Raw genomic sequence first — 18,363 nt, 5'->3', positions numbered from 1 at the left:
AGATTGTTCCAGAATTTGTTATACCGAAAATCAATGCTGTGGCAGAATCGGAAAGATGATGCTCTTGTTGATAGTTTAGCACTTTTAGCTTAAATTCTCCGCTAAAATGGCGCGTTGGTTCTGTAAATTTTCCATTCAATTCGTACTGAGCTATCCATTGCTCAATAATGCTATGATGAATACTATACTTTCTTTGAAGTATAAAAGCCCCATAATGCTTTGTCTTATGCTCAAGTATTATTTGCATTTTTAATTCATATGAATATTTTGACATAAAAAATGCACCTCCTAAAGCGAACTTTATTTGTCCAACTTTAGGGGTGCACTTCAATCAGCATCGCTTTTTTTATTTAGGGTTTATTACAAACCCTAAAAACGGCGAAGTCAAGGCTTTAAGCGTACGCGTGCCTTGACTCGACGTATTCTTATTGCTTAATGTTGATAAGCGGGGCTTTTAAATCTTTTCACAGGCGGGGAAATGGTTTAAAATTGAAGTCGGGTGGATTTTATGAAGGATTTTAAGTTCTGGTTTAACAGGGTTTTTCCGGCGGTGGTTTTTGGGGCGCTCTTTTTTCTGCCGCTTTCGGCGGAATCTCTTAATCTTCTGGATTTGGGAGAAGCGTCGCTTAAGTTTTTTTCGCCTTTTGAAGTCATTTTCAGTATTTTTACCGGCAGACAAATTGCTGCGGAACTTAAGCTTTTTCCATTCTGTCTGAGTTTTTTTGCCCTCCTTCTTCTTCCTGCTTTTTCAATCTTTCTTATAATCACACTTTTTACAAAAAGAGCTTTTGAGCGTACACGACATATTGTAACGCTGACAGCTTTTACCCTTTATCTTTTGTGTTCTATCTGGTGCATGGTGACTTTTGCCAATTCACGCCGCTGGTTTTTGCTGCTTCCGCCCTATATCTATCTTATAGTTCTTTTTGTGGTGATAATGCACGTGCATCTTACCTTTTTTATGCTTTTTCACCACAGAAACGGCAAAATTGAATACGAAACGATAGAAAAAATCAAAAAACAGGAAGCCCATCATTTTGGTGACCATTTTATTTCCATCAGAACAAAGGTGCTGGTTACCATTCTTACCGCAATCGTTATGCTGCTGGGAATTTTTACGGTTCTTATTCTTCACGATAATCACAGAATGCTTGTGGCCAGCATGGGAAATACGGGACGGGCTCAGGCTGAACAGGCGGCTGCGGTTTATGAGTCGGCAGAAGGCATGAATGAAAAGATAAAACTCTTTTTTGAAGAGCAGAGTCATTCAAATGAATTTTCCGTTACTCCTTATGAGCGCATTGATATCATCATCACAAAGGATTCTACGCCAATTTATATAGAAAAAATTGAGTCGGTTTCGGATGTCAGCGATTATAAGGTTTTTGCCTACACAACGGGTCGGCCTTCACGCATTCCGGAGGATGAGAAAAATATTCCGGCTGACAAGGCTTTTGATTACATCAAGAGATATAAAACCGGGGTTTATCTTAAGGAGCCGGTTTATAATAAGGAAAAGGGAACCTGCAAGTATATTCATCCGGTTACTTTTAACCGCAAGGCTGGAAAAAGGCTGGTTGGATTTTCTATTGTAACCTACCGCGAAGAAGTTTTGATGGAAACTTACTTTAAGACTAAGGTTTTTGTGCTTACTCTGACGGGAATTTTCCTTTATGTAGTCATTTTGATTACAATTCTTTTGACCGACTATATCACAACTCCTTTGATTTACCTTAAGTCCAATGTACGTGAGGCTTCCTCAAAATTCACCCAGATTATTTCCAGCCATGGAAAGATTGGCGCCGACTCCCTTGTTTTTAATGACGCGATTAAGTCTAAGGATGAAATTAAAGACCTTTCAGTTGCCATTAATGATTTTATTTCGCTTTTGCGTGGCATTATTCCTTATATTTCAAATACGACGCTCAAATATGCCGACCGCGAGTCTGATTCAAAACTCAGCGTTACCAAGGATTTGTGCTTTTTGTTTACGGATATCCGCGGGTTTACTTCCATGTGCGAAGGCCGGCCTGCTCGTGAAGTTGTGGCAATTTTGAATCAGTATCTGGAGCTGGAAACTGAAATCATCATTAAAAATCACGGTGATATTGATAAGTACGTGGGTGATGAAATGATGGCCTTTTTTGCCGGCCCGCGAAAAGAATACAATGCCTGCAAGGCAGCTATGGAAATCAGGGCGGCTATGAGGGAGGCTCAGCAGGCTTCTCTTGTGGAAGGTACGGATTTTATTTCCATGGGAATTGGAATTAATACCGGCCGCGTAATTTTTGGTTCGGTGGGTTCTAATAAACGCATGGACTTTACTTCGATTGGCGATACTGTAAATATTGCGGCCCGCCTGGAAAGCGCCAACAAGGCTTACGGTTCCAAGGCCATTATCACTGAGGCGGTTTTTGAAAAACTGCAGGGAAGCTTTATTTGCCGCGAGCTGGACTTGCTCACTGTGAAGGGTAAAAAGGAGCCGCTTCGTATTTATGAGATTTTGCAGCAGAAGGAAGATGCTTCTGTTAAGATTTACGAAATCCGCGATTTGTTTGAAAAGGGACTTAATTTTTACCGCCGCCAGAACTGGGATAAGGCCGAGTTGGCTTTCAGGACTTGCGTAGAGCGTTACAATGATATGCCTTCGGTAATTTTCCTGGACAGAATCAGGCATTTCAGGAAAAATCCGCCGCCTGAAAAATGGGACGGAGTTTTTGAACTTAAGGTAAAATAGCCTTAAGGTGAAGTGAAAAAATTCCGAAAATAAAAGTATGGGAAAATCAGGAAATAGTTATGAAAAACCGGATTTCTGGTCACAGAAAGCATTTTCGGAAGGATATCCGGCTCGTTCAGTTTATAAATTAAAGGAAATTGACGAAAAATTCGGAATGATAAAGAAGAACTACACGGTTCTTGACCTTGGTTCGGCTCCGGGCAGCTGGACTACATTCCTTTTACGCCAGATGGATGGCAGCGGAAAAGTTGTTTCATGTGATTTGAATCCGCTTTCTAAATCCGTAAAGGGCGATAATCTTCTATTTATTCAGGGCGACTTGAACGCTCCAGAAATCAGAAAACAAATCAAGGAAAACGGACCTTATGATTTAGTTGTCTGCGATGCGGCTCCTAAAACTACAGGTAACCGCACTGTTGATACTGCCAGAAGCGAACAGCTTGTAGAAATGGCTATCTGGTATGCCCAGACTATGCTTAAGCAGGGCGGAAACTTTACTGTAAAAATCTTCCAGAACGGGGATCAGCAGAAATTCCTTAAATCAATGCGTGAAATTTTTACTTCTGCCAAGGGATTTAAGCCTGAAGCCTGTCGTGCAGAAAGTTTTGAGACATATTTAATCGGAATCAATAAAAAATAAAAGTTGGACTTATTAGGGATTGGGCTTTATAATGAAAGAATTACTGAATAAAATACAAAATGGTTTAATTATGATGAAGGACTGGAAACACACAAAACTTGTGCTCATTTCGTTCGCCTGTTTTTGTACCAGCTTTGCCCTTACAGCAGGCCTTAGTAAAGCTATAAAGTCATATAATCTCCGCAAGGGTGTGGGTGGTTTTGAATCTGCCCGTGCGCCTGAATATGCTGCAAATCTTGATTCACTTTTAAATGAAGGCGAAGAGCTTTCTGCTTCCGACGAAGCTTCTGGCGGAATGTCTGACGCTTCAATTACTTATCAGACTTACCGCGTTAAACAGGGTGATATGATTGGTTATATCGCCGACAAATACGACATTACTACAGATACAATTATCAGCGTTAACAATATTAAATCTTCCCGCCTGATTCAGGTGGGTCAGTATTTGAAAATTCCTTCTATGCCGGGAATTATTTATACAGTTCGCAAGGACGGAGAAACTCCTTCTACAATTGCGGAAAATTACAAGGTCGATGCGGCTCAGTGTGCCAGCGTAAATGCCCTTGCTTTGGATACAGAGCTTAAGGCTGGAACTTCGCTTTTTGTGCCTGAGGCGGCGCTTGACTGGATGACCCGTCAGGAAATTAACGGTGATTTGTTTCATCGTCCTTTGCACGGTCGCTACTGGATTTCTTCTCGTTACGGCTGGCGAGATTCACCATTTAATGCGGCAAAAAGAACTTTCCACGGCGGTCTTGATATGGCAACTTCTACCGGCACTCCGATTTATGCGGCGCTAGACGGAAAGGTTACTACTACCGGCTTTAACGCTACTTACGGAAATTACGTGATTATTACTCATCATTCGGGATATAAGACTCTTTACGGTCATATGAGTCAGATTACCTGTAAAAAAGGAAATTTTGTTTACACAAACACTATGATTGGGCGTGTAGGCAGTACAGGTATGAGTACGGGACCGCATCTGCACTTTACAGTATATAAAAATGGAAAGAGCGTGAATCCATCGCTGGTGTTGAACTAGGCGCGCTCACTACGCTAGTTGGTTCAAGTGTTTAAAAATGAAAAAGCAGTTTACACAATTTGTGCAAACTGCCAGGTTAATAATCTTAGAGCCGACTCCCGGACTTGAACCGAGTACCTGCTCGTTACGAGGGAGCTGCTCTACCAGGTGAGCTAAGTCGGCGAAATTAACAAATTAAAAAATCACAAATTAAAGGCTGCCGGAAAGGGAGCGGGCCTCGTAGAGACGTTTCATTTCGTTGATATTAGAGACTATCATATAATCGTCATAAATTTCAACTTTGCGCTGAGCGGCAAGCTTAAATAATTCGTCTTTTGTAACTTCAGCTGGAAGTCCTGCCCAGTTGGCAACGTCGTTGATTGTTACGTTGAAGCGGCGCTGTTTTTCATTTTCCTTAGAAGTAGGATTCATTTCATCAAGAAGAAGGAATACGTCGGAAATACGTGCCTGATAATCTTTGATGCAGAGAATTCTGAATCGGCGTTTCTGGTCGTTAATGCGCTTGCAGAAAAGCTTGAGCAAGTGGAGGGCAATCTGAGGGTTTCCTGTAATCAAAAGCTGGAAGTTTTCCTTATTGAATTCCAGACATTTTACTTTGCCGATTGCCATACAGGTTGCTGAACGCGGTGAGTTATCGAGAATTGCCATTTCACCAAAGAGTTCGCCTGGTTTAAGGATATCAAGGTTCTTTTTTGAACCGTTAACGCACTTAATCAGCTGAACTTTACCTTTCTGAATTAAATAGAAGCTGTCGCCAGGTTCGAATTCTGCAATGATAACCTGACCTGGTTCGTAAACTTTTGCGAAACGCTCAAAAGCTGCAGGAAGGGCAAAGAGGCGGTTAGAAGAGTCCATATCATCTTCTTCAAAATTGATGTCTGACTTGTTAAGAGCTGCCAGACGGTCTGCCTTGAGTTTTGCTTCCTGATACTGACGCATGATTTCGTCTTTGTGAATTGAATTAGGATAGCGCTTGAGGAATTTCAGATAAACGTCTGCTGCCGAGCGGTACTGTTCATCTGCGAAAAAGCTGGTTCCAAGTGAAAGAAGGCCGGACTGCAAGTCTGTAGAGACATTGTTAAGGGCTGATTCGGTCTTTTTGTGAACCTGACGGAGCTGACCTGAAAATACGCGGAGCATTTTCAAAATCAAATCTTTATTGTTTACGAAGATGTTTTCAAATTCCTGAACTGTAAGGGCAATAATAACTACCGGAGTAACTGCGCGGGCTGTTTCTTCGCGGGCAAATTTTCCAAGTGCAGATTTAACGCCAAAGAATTCACCAGCTTTTACTTTTTCGTTTACTTCATTTCCTGTTTCGATATCTGTACTGGAAAGATTAACGACACCGTTCTGCAAAATAAAAATTCGATAATCCTGATTTCCAGCAAAATAAATGATTGAATCTGCTGTATATCTTATGGCCTTTGGCATACTTTTTTATAAACCCCACGCAAACAGTTTGATATTAATTATACCATAGACTTTTAATTTGTGCTATTATTTTAAAATGATTGATTTGCACGTTCATACATCTGCATCTGACGGACAGTATTCTGCTGAAGAGATTGTCCAGAAGGCGGCAGAAAAAAATATATCAGTTTTGGGAATAACAGATCACGACACGATTGGCGGGCTGGAAATGGGGAAGAAGGCTGCCGAAGAGTGCGGAATTACCCTGGTTCCCGGAGTTGAACTTAGCATTAATTTTCCAACGGGAGAATTTCATCTTTTGGGGCTGGGACTAAAGCAAATAAGCCCAAGCTTTCAGCAGATTTTAGATAATGTTGTGGAGAACCGCCACCGTCGCAATTGCGAGATCATCGATAAGATGCGGGCTGACGGGGTTGATATTACGATTGACGAAATGTATGCCGAATATCCAAATACGATTCTTGGGCGACCTCATTTTGCGGCAATGCTGCAGAAAAAGGGGATTGTAAAACACAGGCAGCAGGCCTTTGATCGCTTTCTGGCTCATGGGCGGCCCTGGTATGTAAAGAAGGTTGGTACTAACCTGGACGAGGCAATTGTGGCTATCCGCGAGTCGGGTGGGGCGCCTGTTATCGCGCATCCGATGTCGCTCTTTTTGTCCTGGGGCAAGCTGCCGGACGCGCTTAAGGATTTTTATGACAGGGGCGTTGTTGGGCTGGAAGCATATCATCCGGGAGCAAGAGTTACGGAGTGCCTGAGGCTGGAAGAACTGGCTGGAAAAATCGGCTATTTTGTGACGGCGGCAAGTGACTTCCACGGGGAAAAGATTCGCGCTGACAGGAAGCTGGGGCACACTTGCGGCGGTAAGAAAATTGAAGACCGCTTCTGGACGGAAAATCTGAAGCCTTGGCTGGAGAGTCATTAGAAAACCTTGTAATTCTTTGCTATTCTCTTGAAAATTGCACCAAATCGGAATAAAATAGCAGTCCTATGGAAAACAAACCTCAGACACAAAACAAAATGGGCGTAATGCCGGTTGGAAGATTAATTCTTAATATGTCGCTTCCTATGATGTTCTCCATGTTTATTCTTGCTCTGTACAACATCGTGGACTCTATGTTCATTGCAATGATTAACGAGGAAGCTTTGACGGCGCTTTCGCTTGCCTTCCCGGTTCAGAATCTGCTTATGTCATTTTCTATTGGTACCGGAGTCGGCGTAAACGCAATTCTTTCGCGCCGTCTTGGTGAGCACAATCAGGAAGCGGTAGATAAAACTGCAATAAACGGACTTTTCATTTCCTTTTTAACTTCAATTGCCTTTATTGTTCTGGGCTTCTTTTTTATTCCGGTTTACCTGCACTCGCAGACTTCAAACGAACAGATTATTGAGTACGGTCTTGAATACATGCACGTAATTGTTTACTGCTGTACCTTCTGTTTTATCGGAATTATGTTCGACCGTATTCTTCAGTCGACCGGAAAAACGATCTACACAATGTTTTCTCAGCTGGCGGGTGCAATCACAAACATCATTCTTGACCCGGTTTTGATTTTCGGCCTGGGCCCTTTTCCTGAAATGGGAGTTTACGGTGCGGCTATTGCAACAATCATCGGACAGTTTGCCAGCCTCTGTGTTTCCTGCTCTGCCAACCTGCTCAAGAACCACGAAGTTCATATCAGCCTAAAAGGCTTCCGCCCGGACGGAAAAATCATCGGCAGCATTTACAAAATCGCGGTTCCTTCTATTATTTTAACCTCTATAACTTCGGTTACTACATATTTTATGAACCTGATTATCGGTGCCTTCAGCACAACTGCGATTGCCGTTTACGGTTCTTACTTTAAGCTGAACAGCTTTATCTTTATGCCGGTTTTCGGTCTCAACAGCGGTGTTGTTCCGATTATCGCTTACAACTATGGCGCTAAGAACAAGGAGCGCATTTACAGAGCGGTTTTCCTTTCGATTATTTCGGCATCTACAATCATGCTGGTGGGAGCATCAATTTTTGAGCTTTTCCCTCATGTTCTGCTGGGACTTTTCAGCGCTTCTGATTCGATGCTGGCAATTGGTGTTCCGGCTCTCCGCCTGATTGCGCCAAGCTTTATCGGTGCTGCAATCGCCATTTCGCTTTCAAACGTTTTCCAGGCCTTCGGAAAAGCCGTTTACAGTATGACAGTTTCTTTGATTCGTCAGATTTTCGTTCTTCTGCCGGTTGCTTATCTCTTCTCTCTTACCGGCAATTTGAACATGGTATGGCTCTGCTTCCCGATTGCTGAAGTATTTGCACTTACACTTTCTATTCTCTACTACAGAAGAATTAATAGAAAGATTATCAGTAAGTTGTAATAGCTTGCTGAAATAGCCTTTACTCCACCACCGTCCAGAGTTTTCCCTGGATGGGCTGCACGCCTTTGCGGCGGAAAAGTTCCGGCACGGTGACAAAGTCGTAGCCCTGGGATTTCAGGATTGGGATAGCCCGGTCAACGACTTCCGGGGTGTTGAGGTTTGATTCTCCGCAGTGGAGAAGGTAAATTACTCCGTCCTGGGTGCCGGAAAGCATTTTTTCAAGCAGGGTGTCTGCAGAGTATTCAGCTATCCAGTCTTGGCAGGCGTGACCGCAGATAAAGGGTCGGGGTACGGCCTGGTACATTAAATCATTTACAGAAATATAAGGCGGGCGGTAGAACTCTGTGTGGCGCCCGGTTACCTTAAAAATGGCTTCTTCGGTGCGTAAGAACTCGTTTTCGATTTGTGCGCGGGAAAGGCCTTCTTTTACGGCGTCGGGATGTGACCAGGAATGATTTTCGATATCGCAGCCCAAAGCCATAGCCCGCCTGATTACGGCGGCATTCTGCTCATTAATTTTATTTCCAATCAGAAAAAAAGAGCCGGGAATGCCGTGTTTTTCAAGCAGGTCCAGCATATCGTTCATTACCGAGCCTGTAAGGTTTGGTCCGTCGTCAAAAGAAAGGGAAATAAGTTTCATTATCCTCTGTTTTCCTGGGCAACCAGCTGGTCGGCGCCATAGCGTTTGCGGAGGGCAGGTTTTTCAATCTTGCCGGTGGCATTTCGGGGAATTGTATCAAAAATGATTTCCTTAGGGCGTTTGTAGCGGGCAAGTCCCTGGCAGAAGTCTTCGATTTCTTCTTTTGTAGCGGTCATGCCATCTTTAAGCTCGATGATTGCGGCAGTTTTTTCGCCAAGGCGGCGGTCTGCAAGGCCGATAACGGCAACATCCTTAATTTTTGGATTTGTGCGCAAAAAGTCTTCAATCTGAACCGGGTAAATATTTTCACCACCGCTGACGATAACGTCTTTTTTGCGGTCAACAAGGAAGTAAAAGCCGTCTTCGTCCTGCATTGCCATATCACCGGTAAAAAGCCAGCCCTCTTTGATTGTATCGGCAGTTGCTTCAACGTTGTGGCAGTAACAGGTCATAACGCCGGGGCCTTTTACACAAAGCTCGCCGACTTCTCCCCGCTTAACTTCCACGCCGTGCTCGTCAACAATCTTACACTGCCAGCGGTAGCCGGGAACGCCGATTGCACCAACCTTGTGGGTATTTTCCATTCCAAGGTGAACGCAGCCGGGGCCGGTAGATTCAGAAAGTCCGTAGTTTGTATCGTAAGCCTGATCAGGGAAATATTCATGCCAGTGTTTAATCAAAGAAGGTGGAACAGGCTGGGCACCAATGTGCATAAGGCGCCACTGATCAAGTTTATAATCCTCCTTTTTAAGTTCGCCCCTGTCAAAAGCATCAAGAATATCCTGAGCCCAGGGTACCAGAAGCCAGACTATCGTACAGTGCTCATTGGAAACGGCATCCAGAATGGTTTTAGGTTTTGCTCCCTTGAGTAGGACGGCACGGCTTCCGGCAACAAGGCTGCCCATCCAGTGGAATTTGGCGCCGGTATGATAAAGAGGCGGAATACAAAGGAAAACATCGTCGCGGCCGGTCTGATGGTGAACCTGTTCCATTTCGGCAGCCTGAGTCAGACTGCGGTGCTTGTGAAGAATTGCCTTTGGAAAGCCTGTAGTTCCCGAAGAAAAATAAATTGCGCCAAAATCATCATCAGTGATTTTTACGTCCGGCGCCTTACTTGAACAGTCGGCGGCAAGCTCACGGTAGCTTTCGGCAAAATCAGGGCAGCCGTCTCCTACATAAATCAAAAGACGTTTTTTCATAAGCCTGTCTGCAATCTGCTCGATACGGCCTATAAACTCAAAGCCGAATACAAGAACATCAACGTCGGCAAGGTCTACACAATAAAGGATTTCATCTGAGTCGTAGCGGAAGTTGAAAGGAACGGCAATGGCACCGGTCTTAAGAATACCAAAATAAATAGGCAGCCATTCAAGGCAGTTATACATAAGGATTGCAACTTTATCGCTTTTTTTGATTCCGCGGTTGATAAGCATGTTTGCAAAACGGTTAGCCTTTTCGTCAAATACTGCCCAGCTGATTTCGCGGCGGTAGGGGGCATTTTTTGTATATTCAATCAGGTCGGAATCCTTCCAGGTAAGGCGTCTTTTGTCTGGCATTTCAGGATTAAGCTCTACAAGGGCAATTTCATCAGGATATAATTTAGCGTTTCGCTCCAAAAAATCTGTAACAGGCATTTTTTCCTCAGCAATAATATATTATTTTAATGCATATATTATAGCACAGGATTTGAGGTTTTCGGAATTTTTTAGGCAGAATTGAGTTTAATCTTATTTTGTGAGAAGCAGCAGGCCTTCTACAATCGCCTTATGCTCTTGAGGAGCGATGCGCTCGTAGAGGGAGTCTGGGGTGTCGCCTGGCATAACAGGGACTTTTTTCTGGATGAGGATTTTTCCGCCGTCACATTCACTGCTTACAAGATGGATGGTACAGCCGCTTTCTTTTTCGCCGGCGGCTAAAACAGCTTCGTGAACGTGGTGCCCCCACATACCGACTCCACCGAACTTTGGAAGGAGAGCCGGATGCAGGTTTATAATTTTATCTTTATATTCTTCAAGGATTTTTCCGCTTAAAACAGTGAGCCAGCCGGCCTGAACGATTGCCTGAGCGCCGAACTCGCGGCATTTTGCAAGAACGGCGTCAGAAACTGCAAGGCGTTTTTCATCGCGGGATGCAGACTTTGCAACCTCAGCCCCCATAACGGCAAAAGGCGAACATATTACGCCAGGAATACCAGCCTTAGCGGCACGTTCCAATGCAAAGGCCTTTTTTGTGTCAGAAATGACGCAGACAATTTCGTAAGGACAGGAATCGCCCTGAGCAGTCTGGTAATCAATCAAAGCCTGAAGGTTTGTTCCGCCGCCACTAACCAGCACGGCAACTTTAGTTTTTGGCATACTATTTTCCCCTTATGATTAGCCACAGATGGGACACAGATAAACACAGATTATGTGTTTATAACACGTTGAATTTCGACCTTAGGTGAGCCAAAATTTATAAGCAATCCGATTTTCTTTTTTGTAGCTTTTAAATAATTCAATAATTGAGCCTGATGAACAGAAACTAAAGTTTTTGCAGATTTTAGTTCAACGACAATTTCGTCTTGAACAAATAAATCTGCAAAATACTCACCGACACAGATATCTTTATAAAAAACTTTTAATGACTTTTGAGCTTCAACTTTAAGTCCAAGCAGATTTAATTCAACAACAAGAGCATTTTCATAAACTTTCTCAAGAAAGCCGCTTCCCAAAGTATTTGCAACATTATAAGAAGCTCCGATTATTTTCTCCGTTATTTCGTTAATCTCCAAAGTTTCTCCTTATCTGTGTCTTATCTGTGTTCATCTGTGGCTATTAATCTAATCTTCAAACAGAACGCTGTCTTTCTGACCCTTTACTTCACCTTTAGCGTATTCTACGCGGCCGATTTTGTAGGCTTTCATGTCTGGGCAGTAATCTTTGTGGTATTTAGAAGCATTTGCGTTGAACATTGCAAGAATATCATCAGCTTCTTTTGCGCTGACTGCAAGCACAAAACCGATTCCCATGTTGAAAGTATTGTAAATAGAAGCAGTATCAGCACCACGGCGGATAAGTTCACCAAATACAGGAGGAATATCCCAGCTTCCGCGGTTGATTACAGAAATCAGCTGCTTTTTTCCCTCTTTAGCCTTTGGATACATACGAGGAATATTTTCGTAGAATCCGCCGCCAGTAACGTGAACCATTCCGTGAACAGCCTTGCGGTATTTTTTCAAAACTTCCATAACAGGCTTTACGTAAATTCGTGTAGGAGTAAGCAGGACTTCGCCGATAGTTTTTCCGGTATCTTTTCCGTCAATCTGGAAAGGGTCATCAAAATTCTGAACAAGCTTACGAACCAGGCTGAAACCATTTGAATGCACACCAGTAGACGAAAGACCAATCAAAACATCGCCTTCGCGGATATCCTGGCCGGTAATCATTTCTTTCTTTTCGCCAACACCTACACCAAAGCCGGCAAGGTCATATTTTCCGTCATCATAAAAATCAGGCATTTCAGCAGTTTCGCCGCCAAGAAGAGCACAGCCGGTATCAACACAACCATCAGCAACGCCCTTTACAAGGTCAGCAGCAACATCAGCATCAAGCTTTCCGCAGGCAACATAATCAAGGAAGAAGGAAGTCTGAACACCAGAGCAGAGAATATCGTTTACGCTCATCGCAACACAGTCAATTCCCACAGTGTCATATTTTTTCATTTTGAAGGCAATGTCCAGTTTTGTACCAACGCCGTCAGTTCCACTAACAATTACAGGATTTTTATATCCCTTTGGAACCTCAAACATTCCGTTAAAACTTCCCAAACCAGTCAAAAGTCCCGGAATTGCAGTTCTCTTTGCGTGTTCCTTGTACTTATCAACTGCGCGATAACCTTCTTCTACGTCTACACCTGATTCTTTGTAAGATGCCATTTCTATGCTCCTTTCAGTCGCTTTTTTTAGGTTTTAGGTTTTAGGTTCTAGGTGCCAGGACATTATTTAATTTTGTCAGCATCTTAGAAACCTCATCCAAAAGACCTAATGTATTGCTTATTTCTTCTTTATTAAAATATCCAATTCTTTCGCAGATTAAAAGCTGAGTTTCAAGTTCTGCGACAGACCCTTTTGCTATTCCAATAAAATGTTTATATTCTTTTATTGAATTTCTTGATTTACCTTCAGCTATATTACTAGGAATAGAAACAGCTGCTCGTCTTATCTGGTCACTTAAAGCATATTGTTCTGATTTTGGAAGTTCTTGTACTAATTTATAAACAAGCACAACTAAATCCATGCTCTTTTGCCAGACAACTAAATCTTTATGACTTTCAACTTTTTCTGCCATTCCTAGAACCTAGCACCTCAAACCTAGAACCTAATATCTATTCCCGATGCTGCCGCATCATCTGCAAGCTTTTTTCTAAAAGCAATTATTTTTTCTTTAAGTTCTGGATTTGTAAGTGCAAGAATTTGCACTGCAAGATAAGCCGCATTTTTTGCGCTGTTGATTCCAACCGTTGCGACCGGAATCTGAGGAGGCATCTGAACAATACTCAAAAGAGCGTCCATTCCGCCAAGTCCGTTTGATTTTTCGCTTACGCATTCAAGCGGCACACCAATTACAGGAAGAGTTGTAATTCCCGCAATCACACCAGGAAGGGCAGCTGCTAATCCGGCACCGGCAATAATTACCTGGCATCCGTCTTTTTCAACCTGCTCAACAGTCTGCTTTAAAAGAGCTCCGGCTCTGTGGGCAGAAATGATGTAAGCTTTGTAATCCACACCGAATTCAGAAAGAACATCGGCAGCCTTTTTCATTGTGTCTTTGTCAGACTTAGACCCGAAAAAAATCGCAACTTTCATGGTAGAGTTATAGCATAAAACAATGTTTAAATAAACGTATTATAAATAATTTCAATTAAAAATATGGCTCCCGGTCACGAAGCATGGTTCAAAACCGCTCGGTACCTCGCTACATGCTATTTTTGTTAGGAAACTATTGAACGCGCCGCTAGCGCGGCAGACAAAAATAGAATGTTTTTGCCCCATGCTTCGTTCCCTTGCGCCAGTTTTCCTTGAAGAATTATTAATGCATTTATTTAATGGAAGAGAAAGTTAAAAAAAAACAGACCCTCGTTTGAGGGCCTGTTCGTATAGTCAGCTTATTTCTAGCGCAAGAGTGAAAGAACGTTCTGTGATGACTGATTAGCTGCGCAGGTCGTAATGCTTTTCTACAGACTTCTGTGCAGTGAACCTGCTACCACTTGCTGCTAACGCATCAAGTGCATCATATCTGGTGGCTCACAGCACAGGCTAATCAGTCTTTGTTAAAATAAAAACGGCGTCCATGCGGACGCCATTCTTTTATACTTAAGCAGCCTTTCTATTAGCGAAGAAGAGACAATACATTCTGGCTTGACTGATTAGCCTGTGCAAGCATAGCTGTACCAGCCTGGCTGAGTACCTGGTCACGTGTGAAGTCAACCATTGTAGCTGCCATGTCTGTATCGCGGATGCGTGATTCAGAAGCCTGGAGGTTTTCAGCACCGATATCAAGACCTGTTACTGTCTTTTCAAGGCGGTTCTGGTAAGCACCAAGGTCAGCACGCTGTTTGTTGATTCTCTTAAGAGCTTCATCCAAAGTACCGATAGCGCGGTTAGCTTCATCTGGAGTTTCCAAAGTCATGATAGATTCATCACCAACGTTGCGGAGACCAAGAGCCATAGCTGACATTGTACCGATGAATACCTGAGTTCTCTGATCCATGTTAGCACCAATATGGAACCACATAGAAGCAGTAACTTCATTTTCACCTGTTGGGCGAGCGAAGCGTCCTGTAAGCATGTTCATACCGTTGAACTGAGCACAAGAAGCGATGCGGTCTACTTCGGCGATCAAAGAAGAAACTTCTACCTGAATCTGCATGCGGTCTTCTGATGTGTAAATACCGTTTGATGACTGAACTGCGAGCTCGCGGATGCGCTGAACGATGTCTGTAGTTTCCTGCAAGAAACCTTCAGTTGTCTGAATGAATGAAATGCCGTTCTGTGCGTTTGTAGAAGCCTGGTGCAAACCACGGATCTGAGAACGCATTTTCTCAGAAACTGCCAACCCTGAAGCGTCGTCGCCTGCACGGTTGATTTTCAAACCTGAAGAAAGTTTCTCCATGTTTTTCTGGGCATTGAGATCCTGAATTCCCTGGGAACGCTGAGCGAACATTGCACTCATATTGTGATTAATAACCATAATAATCTCCTTATTCTTTGGTTGGTTAGATAAAATCATTTTGGCGGTTTTGCCTACGTGATTTTATCTTCACGGGTTTCCACCACCCTTTACTTATCTATCGGTGGGTGAAAAATTTAGTTTAGGGAATTTTTCAAAAATTTTTGAATTTTTTTAAGAATTTTCAAATTTTTTATGGAGATGAGATATAATAATAGTATGGATTATCTGATGATGGGTGCCGCGGCAGCCGTAATTATTGCTCTTGTATACTGGATTGTGCGGAATGGCGCCGGGTTTAAGGCAAATTCCAAAAATACCCGTCCAGTCCAGCCTGTAAAGTGCCCTTTATGTCAGTCCGACCTTTTTGTAGGTGAAAACCTGATTTCCAAAGTTTTCCGTCCTATGAACGTTCCCGACCAGCTCATGATTGTGATGGGCTGCCCTCACTGCTATCCAACCTGCGAACCCGGCGTAAAAAGAACCTGCCCCGTCTGCGGAAAAACCGTAGGTCAGGATCAGAGCCTCACCGCCCGCCTTTTTAACAAACAACTTGGTAAAAAACACGTCCACGTAGTAGGCTGCTCCAACTGCCACCGGCCAAGAGCAGATTAGTTTTTTAATGATATAAAGATACTTGTACGTTGTAAGACAGGCGCGAGGGTGAGGCTCGTGGTGCAAAAACACTCTGATTGTTGCGACCGCGTAAGCGGTCAATCCTATAGTTTCTTTACAACAATCAGCGTGTAGCGCATTATTGCGCCTTCGCAGCACAGCTGCTCGGAGACTCGCTTAAAACGCTCCACTGGAGCGTTTTATCGGCTGTGCCGTCGCTCCCTAGGTTTTGCACTATGAGCCTTGCCCGGGAGCCTGTGCTTATACATATAGAAGGAATTGCTTTTAAATGCTAAACTTTTAAATATATTAAACATCTGAAATATTATTAAATAGTTTTTATAGAGGACAAAATGAAACAACTGATGTTAGGAAATGCAGCAGCTGCCAGAGGTCTTTTTGAAGGCGGCTGTGAGTTTATTTCCAGTTATCCTGGTACTCCAAGTACAGAAATCACAGAAGAAGCAGCAAAATTTAAGGAAATTTATTGTGAGTGGGCTCCAAATGAAAAGGTTGCCCTTGAGTCAGCTTTTGGCGCATGTCTTGCCGGCCGCCGCGCCTTCTGCGGTATGAAGCACGTTGGTTTGAATGTTGCCGCTGACCCTCTTTATACGATGAGTTATACCGGTGTAAATGCCGGTCTTGTAATCGGTGTTGCTGATGATCCTGGAATGCATTCAAGTCAGAATGAACAGGACAGCCGCCATCACGCCATTGCCTCAAAAATTCCTATGCTTGAGCCTTCTGACTCTGATGAAGCCCGTGAATTTGCAAAGCTGGCTTTTGAAATCAGTGAAAAATTTGATACTCCTGTTTTATACAAGATGTGTACACGCGTTGCCCACAGTCAGAGTATTACAGAAGCTTGCGAGCGAGAAACTCCTGCCCACAAGGAATACAAAAAGGACATTACAAAATATGTAATGGCCCCTGCCAACGCTATCCGCCGTCATCCTTTTGTTGAACAGAGAATGGCTGACCTGGCAAAGTGGTCGGAAACAAGCGGAATTAACCGCGTAGAAAAGGCTGACTCTAAGACTGGTATCATCACTTCTTCAACTGCTTATCAGTATGTAAAGGAAGTTCTTGGTGACAGCGTAAATATCCTCAAGCTTGGAATGGTAAATCCTCTTCCGGCTGAAATGATTAAAAAGTTTGCTGACGGACTTGAAAAACTGATTATAGTAGAAGAGCTTGATCCTGTAATCGAAACTTTTGTTCGCGGACTTGGCTTGACTTGCGAAATCCATGGAAAAGATATGTTCCCGATTTGCGGCGAGTTCAGTCAGAATATTTTAGCGGCTGCTTTTGGACGCGAAGTTTCTCAGGGCACAAAGCTTGATGTTGCAATTCCTGTTCGCCCACCTATTATGTGTGCGGGCTGTCCTCACCGCGGAATGTTTTATGCCCTCAACAAGCTTAAGGTTACCGTTTTTGGTGATATCGGCTGTTATACATTGGGTTCGGTTGCACCTCTTAGCGCAATGGATGTGACTCTTTGTATGGGCGCTTCTTTCTCTGGTCTGCATGGCTGGAATAAGGCAGGGGGCGCTGAAAACGAAAAGAAATCTGTTGCCGTTATCGGTGATTCGACCTTAATGCATTCGGGTATGACGGGTCTTGCTTCGATTGCTTACAACCAGTCAAACTCAACTGTAATCGTTTTGGATAACTCGATTACAGGTATGACTGGCCATCAGCAGAATCCGACAACCGGAAAGAATCTTTATGGAGAGCCTGCCGGCCGCGTTGATCTGGAAGCTCTGGCTCGCGCAATGGGAATTAACCGCGTGAGAGTGGTAGACCCTTACAATATCGCAGAATGTGAAGCAGCTGTAAAAGAAGAACTTGTGGTTGAAGAGCCAAGTTTGATTATCAGCCGCCGTCCTTGTGTGCTTTTGAAGGAAGTAAAGGCTAAGCCTGCTCTTGTGGTTGATGAAGCTAAGTGTAAATCTTGCAAAATGTGTATGAAGATTGGCTGTCCTGCAATTGCAATGAAGGACGGAAAAGCTAAAATTGACCCGACACTTTGTGTGGGCTGCGGTGTTTGTACGCAGATGTGTAAATTTGGAGCGTTGTAATGGTAAAAAATATAATGATTGTCGGCGTGGGCGGACAGGGTGCCTTGCTTGCGTCTAAAACTTTGGGACAGGTTCTGCTTGATGCGGGCTATGATGTAAAAGTCAGCGAGGTTCACGGAATGAGCCAGCGCGGCGGTTCGGTTGTAACTTACGTACGCTACGGCGACAAGGTTTATTCGCCAATCGTAGACAAGGGAGAAGCAGATTTTATCGTTTCTTTTGAGCTTCTTGAGGCTGCCCGTTACACAGAATATCTTCGCAAGGACGGTCAGGTTGTCGTAAACACTCAGAAAATTGACCCTATGCCTGTAATTACTGGTGCCGCTGAATATCCTGCCGATTTGGAAGGAAGCATGAAGGCTGCCGGACTTAAGGTTGATGCAATCGACTGCCTCAGTCTTGCAGAGCAGGCTGGAACAAGCAAGGCAGTAAACATCGTTTTGATGGGCCGTTTGAGCCGCTACATGGACTTCCCGGAGTCTGCATGGCTTTCTGCCATCGAAAAGCTTGTAAAACCACAGTTTTTGGAAATGAATAAAAAAGCGTTCAAGCTGGGATGTACGAAGGTCGAAATCTAACTTTCAAATTTAAATGCATCTAACCTTCGTTTAACATT

The 18,363-nt window shown here is 43.5% G+C and carries 17 protein-coding genes, 1 tRNA gene and 1 pseudogene; 8 read left to right on the top strand and 11 right to left on the bottom strand.

What is annotated here, in order from left to right:
* Positions 1–274: pseudogene (locus T530_RS0111595) on the bottom strand (transposase); the annotation flags it as partial.
* 234 nt (positions 275–508) lie between these two features.
* Here T530_RS0111595 and T530_RS14325 point away from each other — a divergent pair.
* Genes T530_RS14325 through T530_RS0111580 form a run of 3 tightly spaced genes read left to right on the top strand, consistent with a single transcriptional unit; the run spans position 509 to position 4,422 of the window.
* A complete protein-coding gene (locus T530_RS14325; RefSeq protein ID WP_051537971.1) occupies positions 509–2,737 on the top strand; it encodes an adenylate/guanylate cyclase domain-containing protein in 2,229 nt (742 codons plus the stop codon).
* 37 nt (positions 2,738–2,774) lie between these two features.
* Complete coding sequence (locus tag T530_RS0111585; RefSeq protein ID WP_027729154.1) at positions 2,775–3,377, top strand: RlmE family RNA methyltransferase; 603 nt, start codon at positions 2,775–2,777, stop codon at positions 3,375–3,377.
* Positions 3,378–3,408: 31 nt separating this feature from the next.
* Positions 3,409–4,422 (top strand): peptidoglycan DD-metalloendopeptidase family protein, encoded by a 1,014-nt coding sequence (locus tag T530_RS0111580; protein ID WP_027729153.1) that lies wholly within the window; start codon positions 3,409–3,411, stop codon positions 4,420–4,422.
* A gap of 89 nt (positions 4,423–4,511) precedes the next feature.
* Here the strand turns inward: T530_RS0111580 and T530_RS0111575 are convergent.
* Together T530_RS0111575 and T530_RS15030 are read right to left on the bottom strand one after the other, a co-directional pair.
* A tRNA-Thr gene (locus tag T530_RS0111575) sits at positions 4,512–4,584 on the bottom strand.
* 27 nt (positions 4,585–4,611) lie between these two features.
* Positions 4,612–5,856, bottom strand: coding sequence for a Crp/Fnr family transcriptional regulator (locus T530_RS15030; RefSeq protein WP_027729152.1), 1,245 nt, complete (start codon positions 5,854–5,856; stop codon positions 4,612–4,614).
* A 76-nt stretch (positions 5,857–5,932) separates the two neighbouring features.
* Between T530_RS15030 and T530_RS0111565 the strand changes: the two genes are divergently transcribed.
* Both T530_RS0111565 and T530_RS0111560 read left to right on the top strand, forming a co-directional pair.
* The gene (locus T530_RS0111565; protein WP_027729151.1) at positions 5,933–6,781 is read left to right on the top strand and encodes a PHP domain-containing protein; all 849 of its coding nucleotides are present in this window, start codon (positions 5,933–5,935) and stop codon (positions 6,779–6,781) included.
* Between the two features lie 65 nt (positions 6,782–6,846).
* Positions 6,847–8,205 carry an MATE family efflux transporter gene (locus T530_RS0111560; RefSeq protein ID WP_027729150.1) on the top strand — a complete coding sequence of 453 codons (1,359 nt, stop codon included), beginning with the start codon at positions 6,847–6,849 and terminating at the stop codon, positions 8,203–8,205.
* 19 nt (positions 8,206–8,224) lie between these two features.
* On the opposite strand, the gene T530_RS0111555 is transcribed toward T530_RS0111560, so the two are convergent.
* The 8 genes from T530_RS0111555 to T530_RS0111520 all read right to left on the bottom strand — a co-directional run bounded on the left by T530_RS0111555 (position 8,225) and on the right by T530_RS0111520 (position 15,072).
* Positions 8,225–8,845: a polysaccharide deacetylase family protein gene (locus tag T530_RS0111555; protein WP_038074606.1), complete on the bottom strand. Its 621-nt coding sequence runs from the start codon at positions 8,843–8,845 to the stop codon at positions 8,225–8,227.
* Positions 8,845–10,479 (bottom strand): class I adenylate-forming enzyme family protein, encoded by a 1,635-nt coding sequence (locus tag T530_RS0111550; RefSeq protein ID WP_027729148.1) that lies wholly within the window; start codon positions 10,477–10,479, stop codon positions 8,845–8,847. The genes T530_RS0111555 and T530_RS0111550 overlap by 1 nt, the downstream gene beginning before the upstream one ends.
* Before the next feature lie 93 nt (positions 10,480–10,572).
* Positions 10,573–11,199, bottom strand: coding sequence for a phosphoribosylglycinamide formyltransferase (gene purN / locus T530_RS0111545; RefSeq protein WP_027729147.1), 627 nt, complete (start codon positions 11,197–11,199; stop codon positions 10,573–10,575).
* 50 nt (positions 11,200–11,249) lie between these two features.
* Positions 11,250–11,615 carry a GxxExxY protein gene (locus T530_RS0111540; protein WP_027729146.1) on the bottom strand — a complete coding sequence of 122 codons (366 nt, stop codon included), beginning with the start codon at positions 11,613–11,615 and terminating at the stop codon, positions 11,250–11,252.
* A gap of 48 nt (positions 11,616–11,663) precedes the next feature.
* The gene (gene purM, locus T530_RS14315; RefSeq protein ID WP_051537970.1) at positions 11,664–12,758 is read right to left on the bottom strand and encodes a phosphoribosylformylglycinamidine cyclo-ligase; all 1,095 of its coding nucleotides are present in this window, start codon (positions 12,756–12,758) and stop codon (positions 11,664–11,666) included.
* A 40-nt stretch (positions 12,759–12,798) separates the two neighbouring features.
* The gene (locus T530_RS0111530) at positions 12,799–13,170 is read right to left on the bottom strand and encodes a four helix bundle protein (RefSeq protein WP_027729145.1); all 372 of its coding nucleotides are present in this window, start codon (positions 13,168–13,170) and stop codon (positions 12,799–12,801) included.
* Positions 13,171–13,193: 23 nt separating this feature from the next.
* A complete protein-coding gene (purE, locus tag T530_RS0111525; protein WP_027729144.1) occupies positions 13,194–13,688 on the bottom strand; it encodes a 5-(carboxyamino)imidazole ribonucleotide mutase in 495 nt (164 codons plus the stop codon).
* A gap of 523 nt (positions 13,689–14,211) precedes the next feature.
* On the bottom strand, positions 14,212–15,072 hold the full coding sequence (locus T530_RS0111520) for a flagellin (RefSeq protein ID WP_027729143.1): 861 nt from the start codon (positions 15,070–15,072) through the stop codon (positions 14,212–14,214).
* A gap of 198 nt (positions 15,073–15,270) precedes the next feature.
* Here T530_RS0111520 and T530_RS0111515 point away from each other — a divergent pair, with 198 nt between their 5' ends.
* The 3 genes from T530_RS0111515 to T530_RS0111505 all read left to right on the top strand — a co-directional run bounded on the left by T530_RS0111515 (position 15,271) and on the right by T530_RS0111505 (position 18,325).
* On the top strand, positions 15,271–15,666 hold the full coding sequence (locus T530_RS0111515) for a hypothetical protein (protein ID WP_027729142.1): 396 nt from the start codon (positions 15,271–15,273) through the stop codon (positions 15,664–15,666).
* A 353-nt stretch (positions 15,667–16,019) separates the two neighbouring features.
* Positions 16,020–17,747, top strand: coding sequence for an indolepyruvate ferredoxin oxidoreductase subunit alpha (iorA, locus tag T530_RS0111510; protein WP_027729141.1), 1,728 nt, complete (start codon positions 16,020–16,022; stop codon positions 17,745–17,747).
* On the top strand, positions 17,747–18,325 hold the full coding sequence (locus T530_RS0111505; RefSeq protein WP_027729140.1) for an indolepyruvate oxidoreductase subunit beta: 579 nt from the start codon (positions 17,747–17,749) through the stop codon (positions 18,323–18,325). The genes iorA and T530_RS0111505 overlap by 1 nt, the downstream gene beginning before the upstream one ends.
* Positions 18,326–18,363 lie beyond the last annotated feature (38 nt).

This window comes from Treponema sp. C6A8 (assembly GCF_000619925.1).
Lineage (GTDB): Bacteria > Spirochaetota > Spirochaetia > Treponematales > Treponemataceae > Treponema_D.
This window is presented reverse-complemented; position numbering and strand designations above follow the sequence as displayed.

What these genes read in the sequence shown, in the direction of transcription:
- purN (WP_027729147.1), bottom strand. Translation starts at nt 11,199, where the DNA reads ATGCCAAAAACTAAAGTTGCCGTGCTGGTTAGTGGCGGCGGAACAAAC.
- T530_RS0111530 (WP_027729145.1), bottom strand. Translation starts at nt 13,170, where the DNA reads ATGGCAGAAAAAGTTGAAAGTCATAAAGATTTAGTTGTCTGGCAAAAG.
- T530_RS15030 (WP_027729152.1), bottom strand. Translation starts at nt 5,856, where the DNA reads ATGCCAAAGGCCATAAGATATACAGCAGATTCAATCATTTATTTTGCT.
- T530_RS0111560 (WP_027729150.1), top strand. Translation starts at nt 6,847, where the DNA reads ATGGAAAACAAACCTCAGACACAAAACAAAATGGGCGTAATGCCGGTT.
- T530_RS0111515 (WP_027729142.1), top strand. Translation starts at nt 15,271, where the DNA reads ATGGATTATCTGATGATGGGTGCCGCGGCAGCCGTAATTATTGCTCTT.
- T530_RS0111550 (WP_027729148.1), bottom strand. Translation starts at nt 10,479, where the DNA reads ATGCCTGTTACAGATTTTTTGGAGCGAAACGCTAAATTATATCCTGAT.
- T530_RS0111555 (WP_038074606.1), bottom strand. Translation starts at nt 8,845, where the DNA reads ATGAAACTTATTTCCCTTTCTTTTGACGACGGACCAAACCTTACAGGC.
- T530_RS0111580 (WP_027729153.1), top strand. Translation starts at nt 3,409, where the DNA reads ATGAAAGAATTACTGAATAAAATACAAAATGGTTTAATTATGATGAAG.
- T530_RS0111585 (WP_027729154.1), top strand. Translation starts at nt 2,775, where the DNA reads ATGGGAAAATCAGGAAATAGTTATGAAAAACCGGATTTCTGGTCACAG.
- iorA (WP_027729141.1), top strand. Translation starts at nt 16,020, where the DNA reads ATGAAACAACTGATGTTAGGAAATGCAGCAGCTGCCAGAGGTCTTTTT.
- T530_RS0111565 (WP_027729151.1), top strand. Translation starts at nt 5,933, where the DNA reads ATGATTGATTTGCACGTTCATACATCTGCATCTGACGGACAGTATTCT.
- T530_RS0111520 (WP_027729143.1), bottom strand. Translation starts at nt 15,072, where the DNA reads ATGGTTATTAATCACAATATGAGTGCAATGTTCGCTCAGCGTTCCCAG.
- purE (WP_027729144.1), bottom strand. Translation starts at nt 13,688, where the DNA reads ATGAAAGTTGCGATTTTTTTCGGGTCTAAGTCTGACAAAGACACAATG.
- purM (WP_051537970.1), bottom strand. Translation starts at nt 12,758, where the DNA reads ATGGCATCTTACAAAGAATCAGGTGTAGACGTAGAAGAAGGTTATCGC.
- T530_RS14325 (WP_051537971.1), top strand. Translation starts at nt 509, where the DNA reads ATGAAGGATTTTAAGTTCTGGTTTAACAGGGTTTTTCCGGCGGTGGTT.
- T530_RS0111505 (WP_027729140.1), top strand. Translation starts at nt 17,747, where the DNA reads ATGGTAAAAAATATAATGATTGTCGGCGTGGGCGGACAGGGTGCCTTG.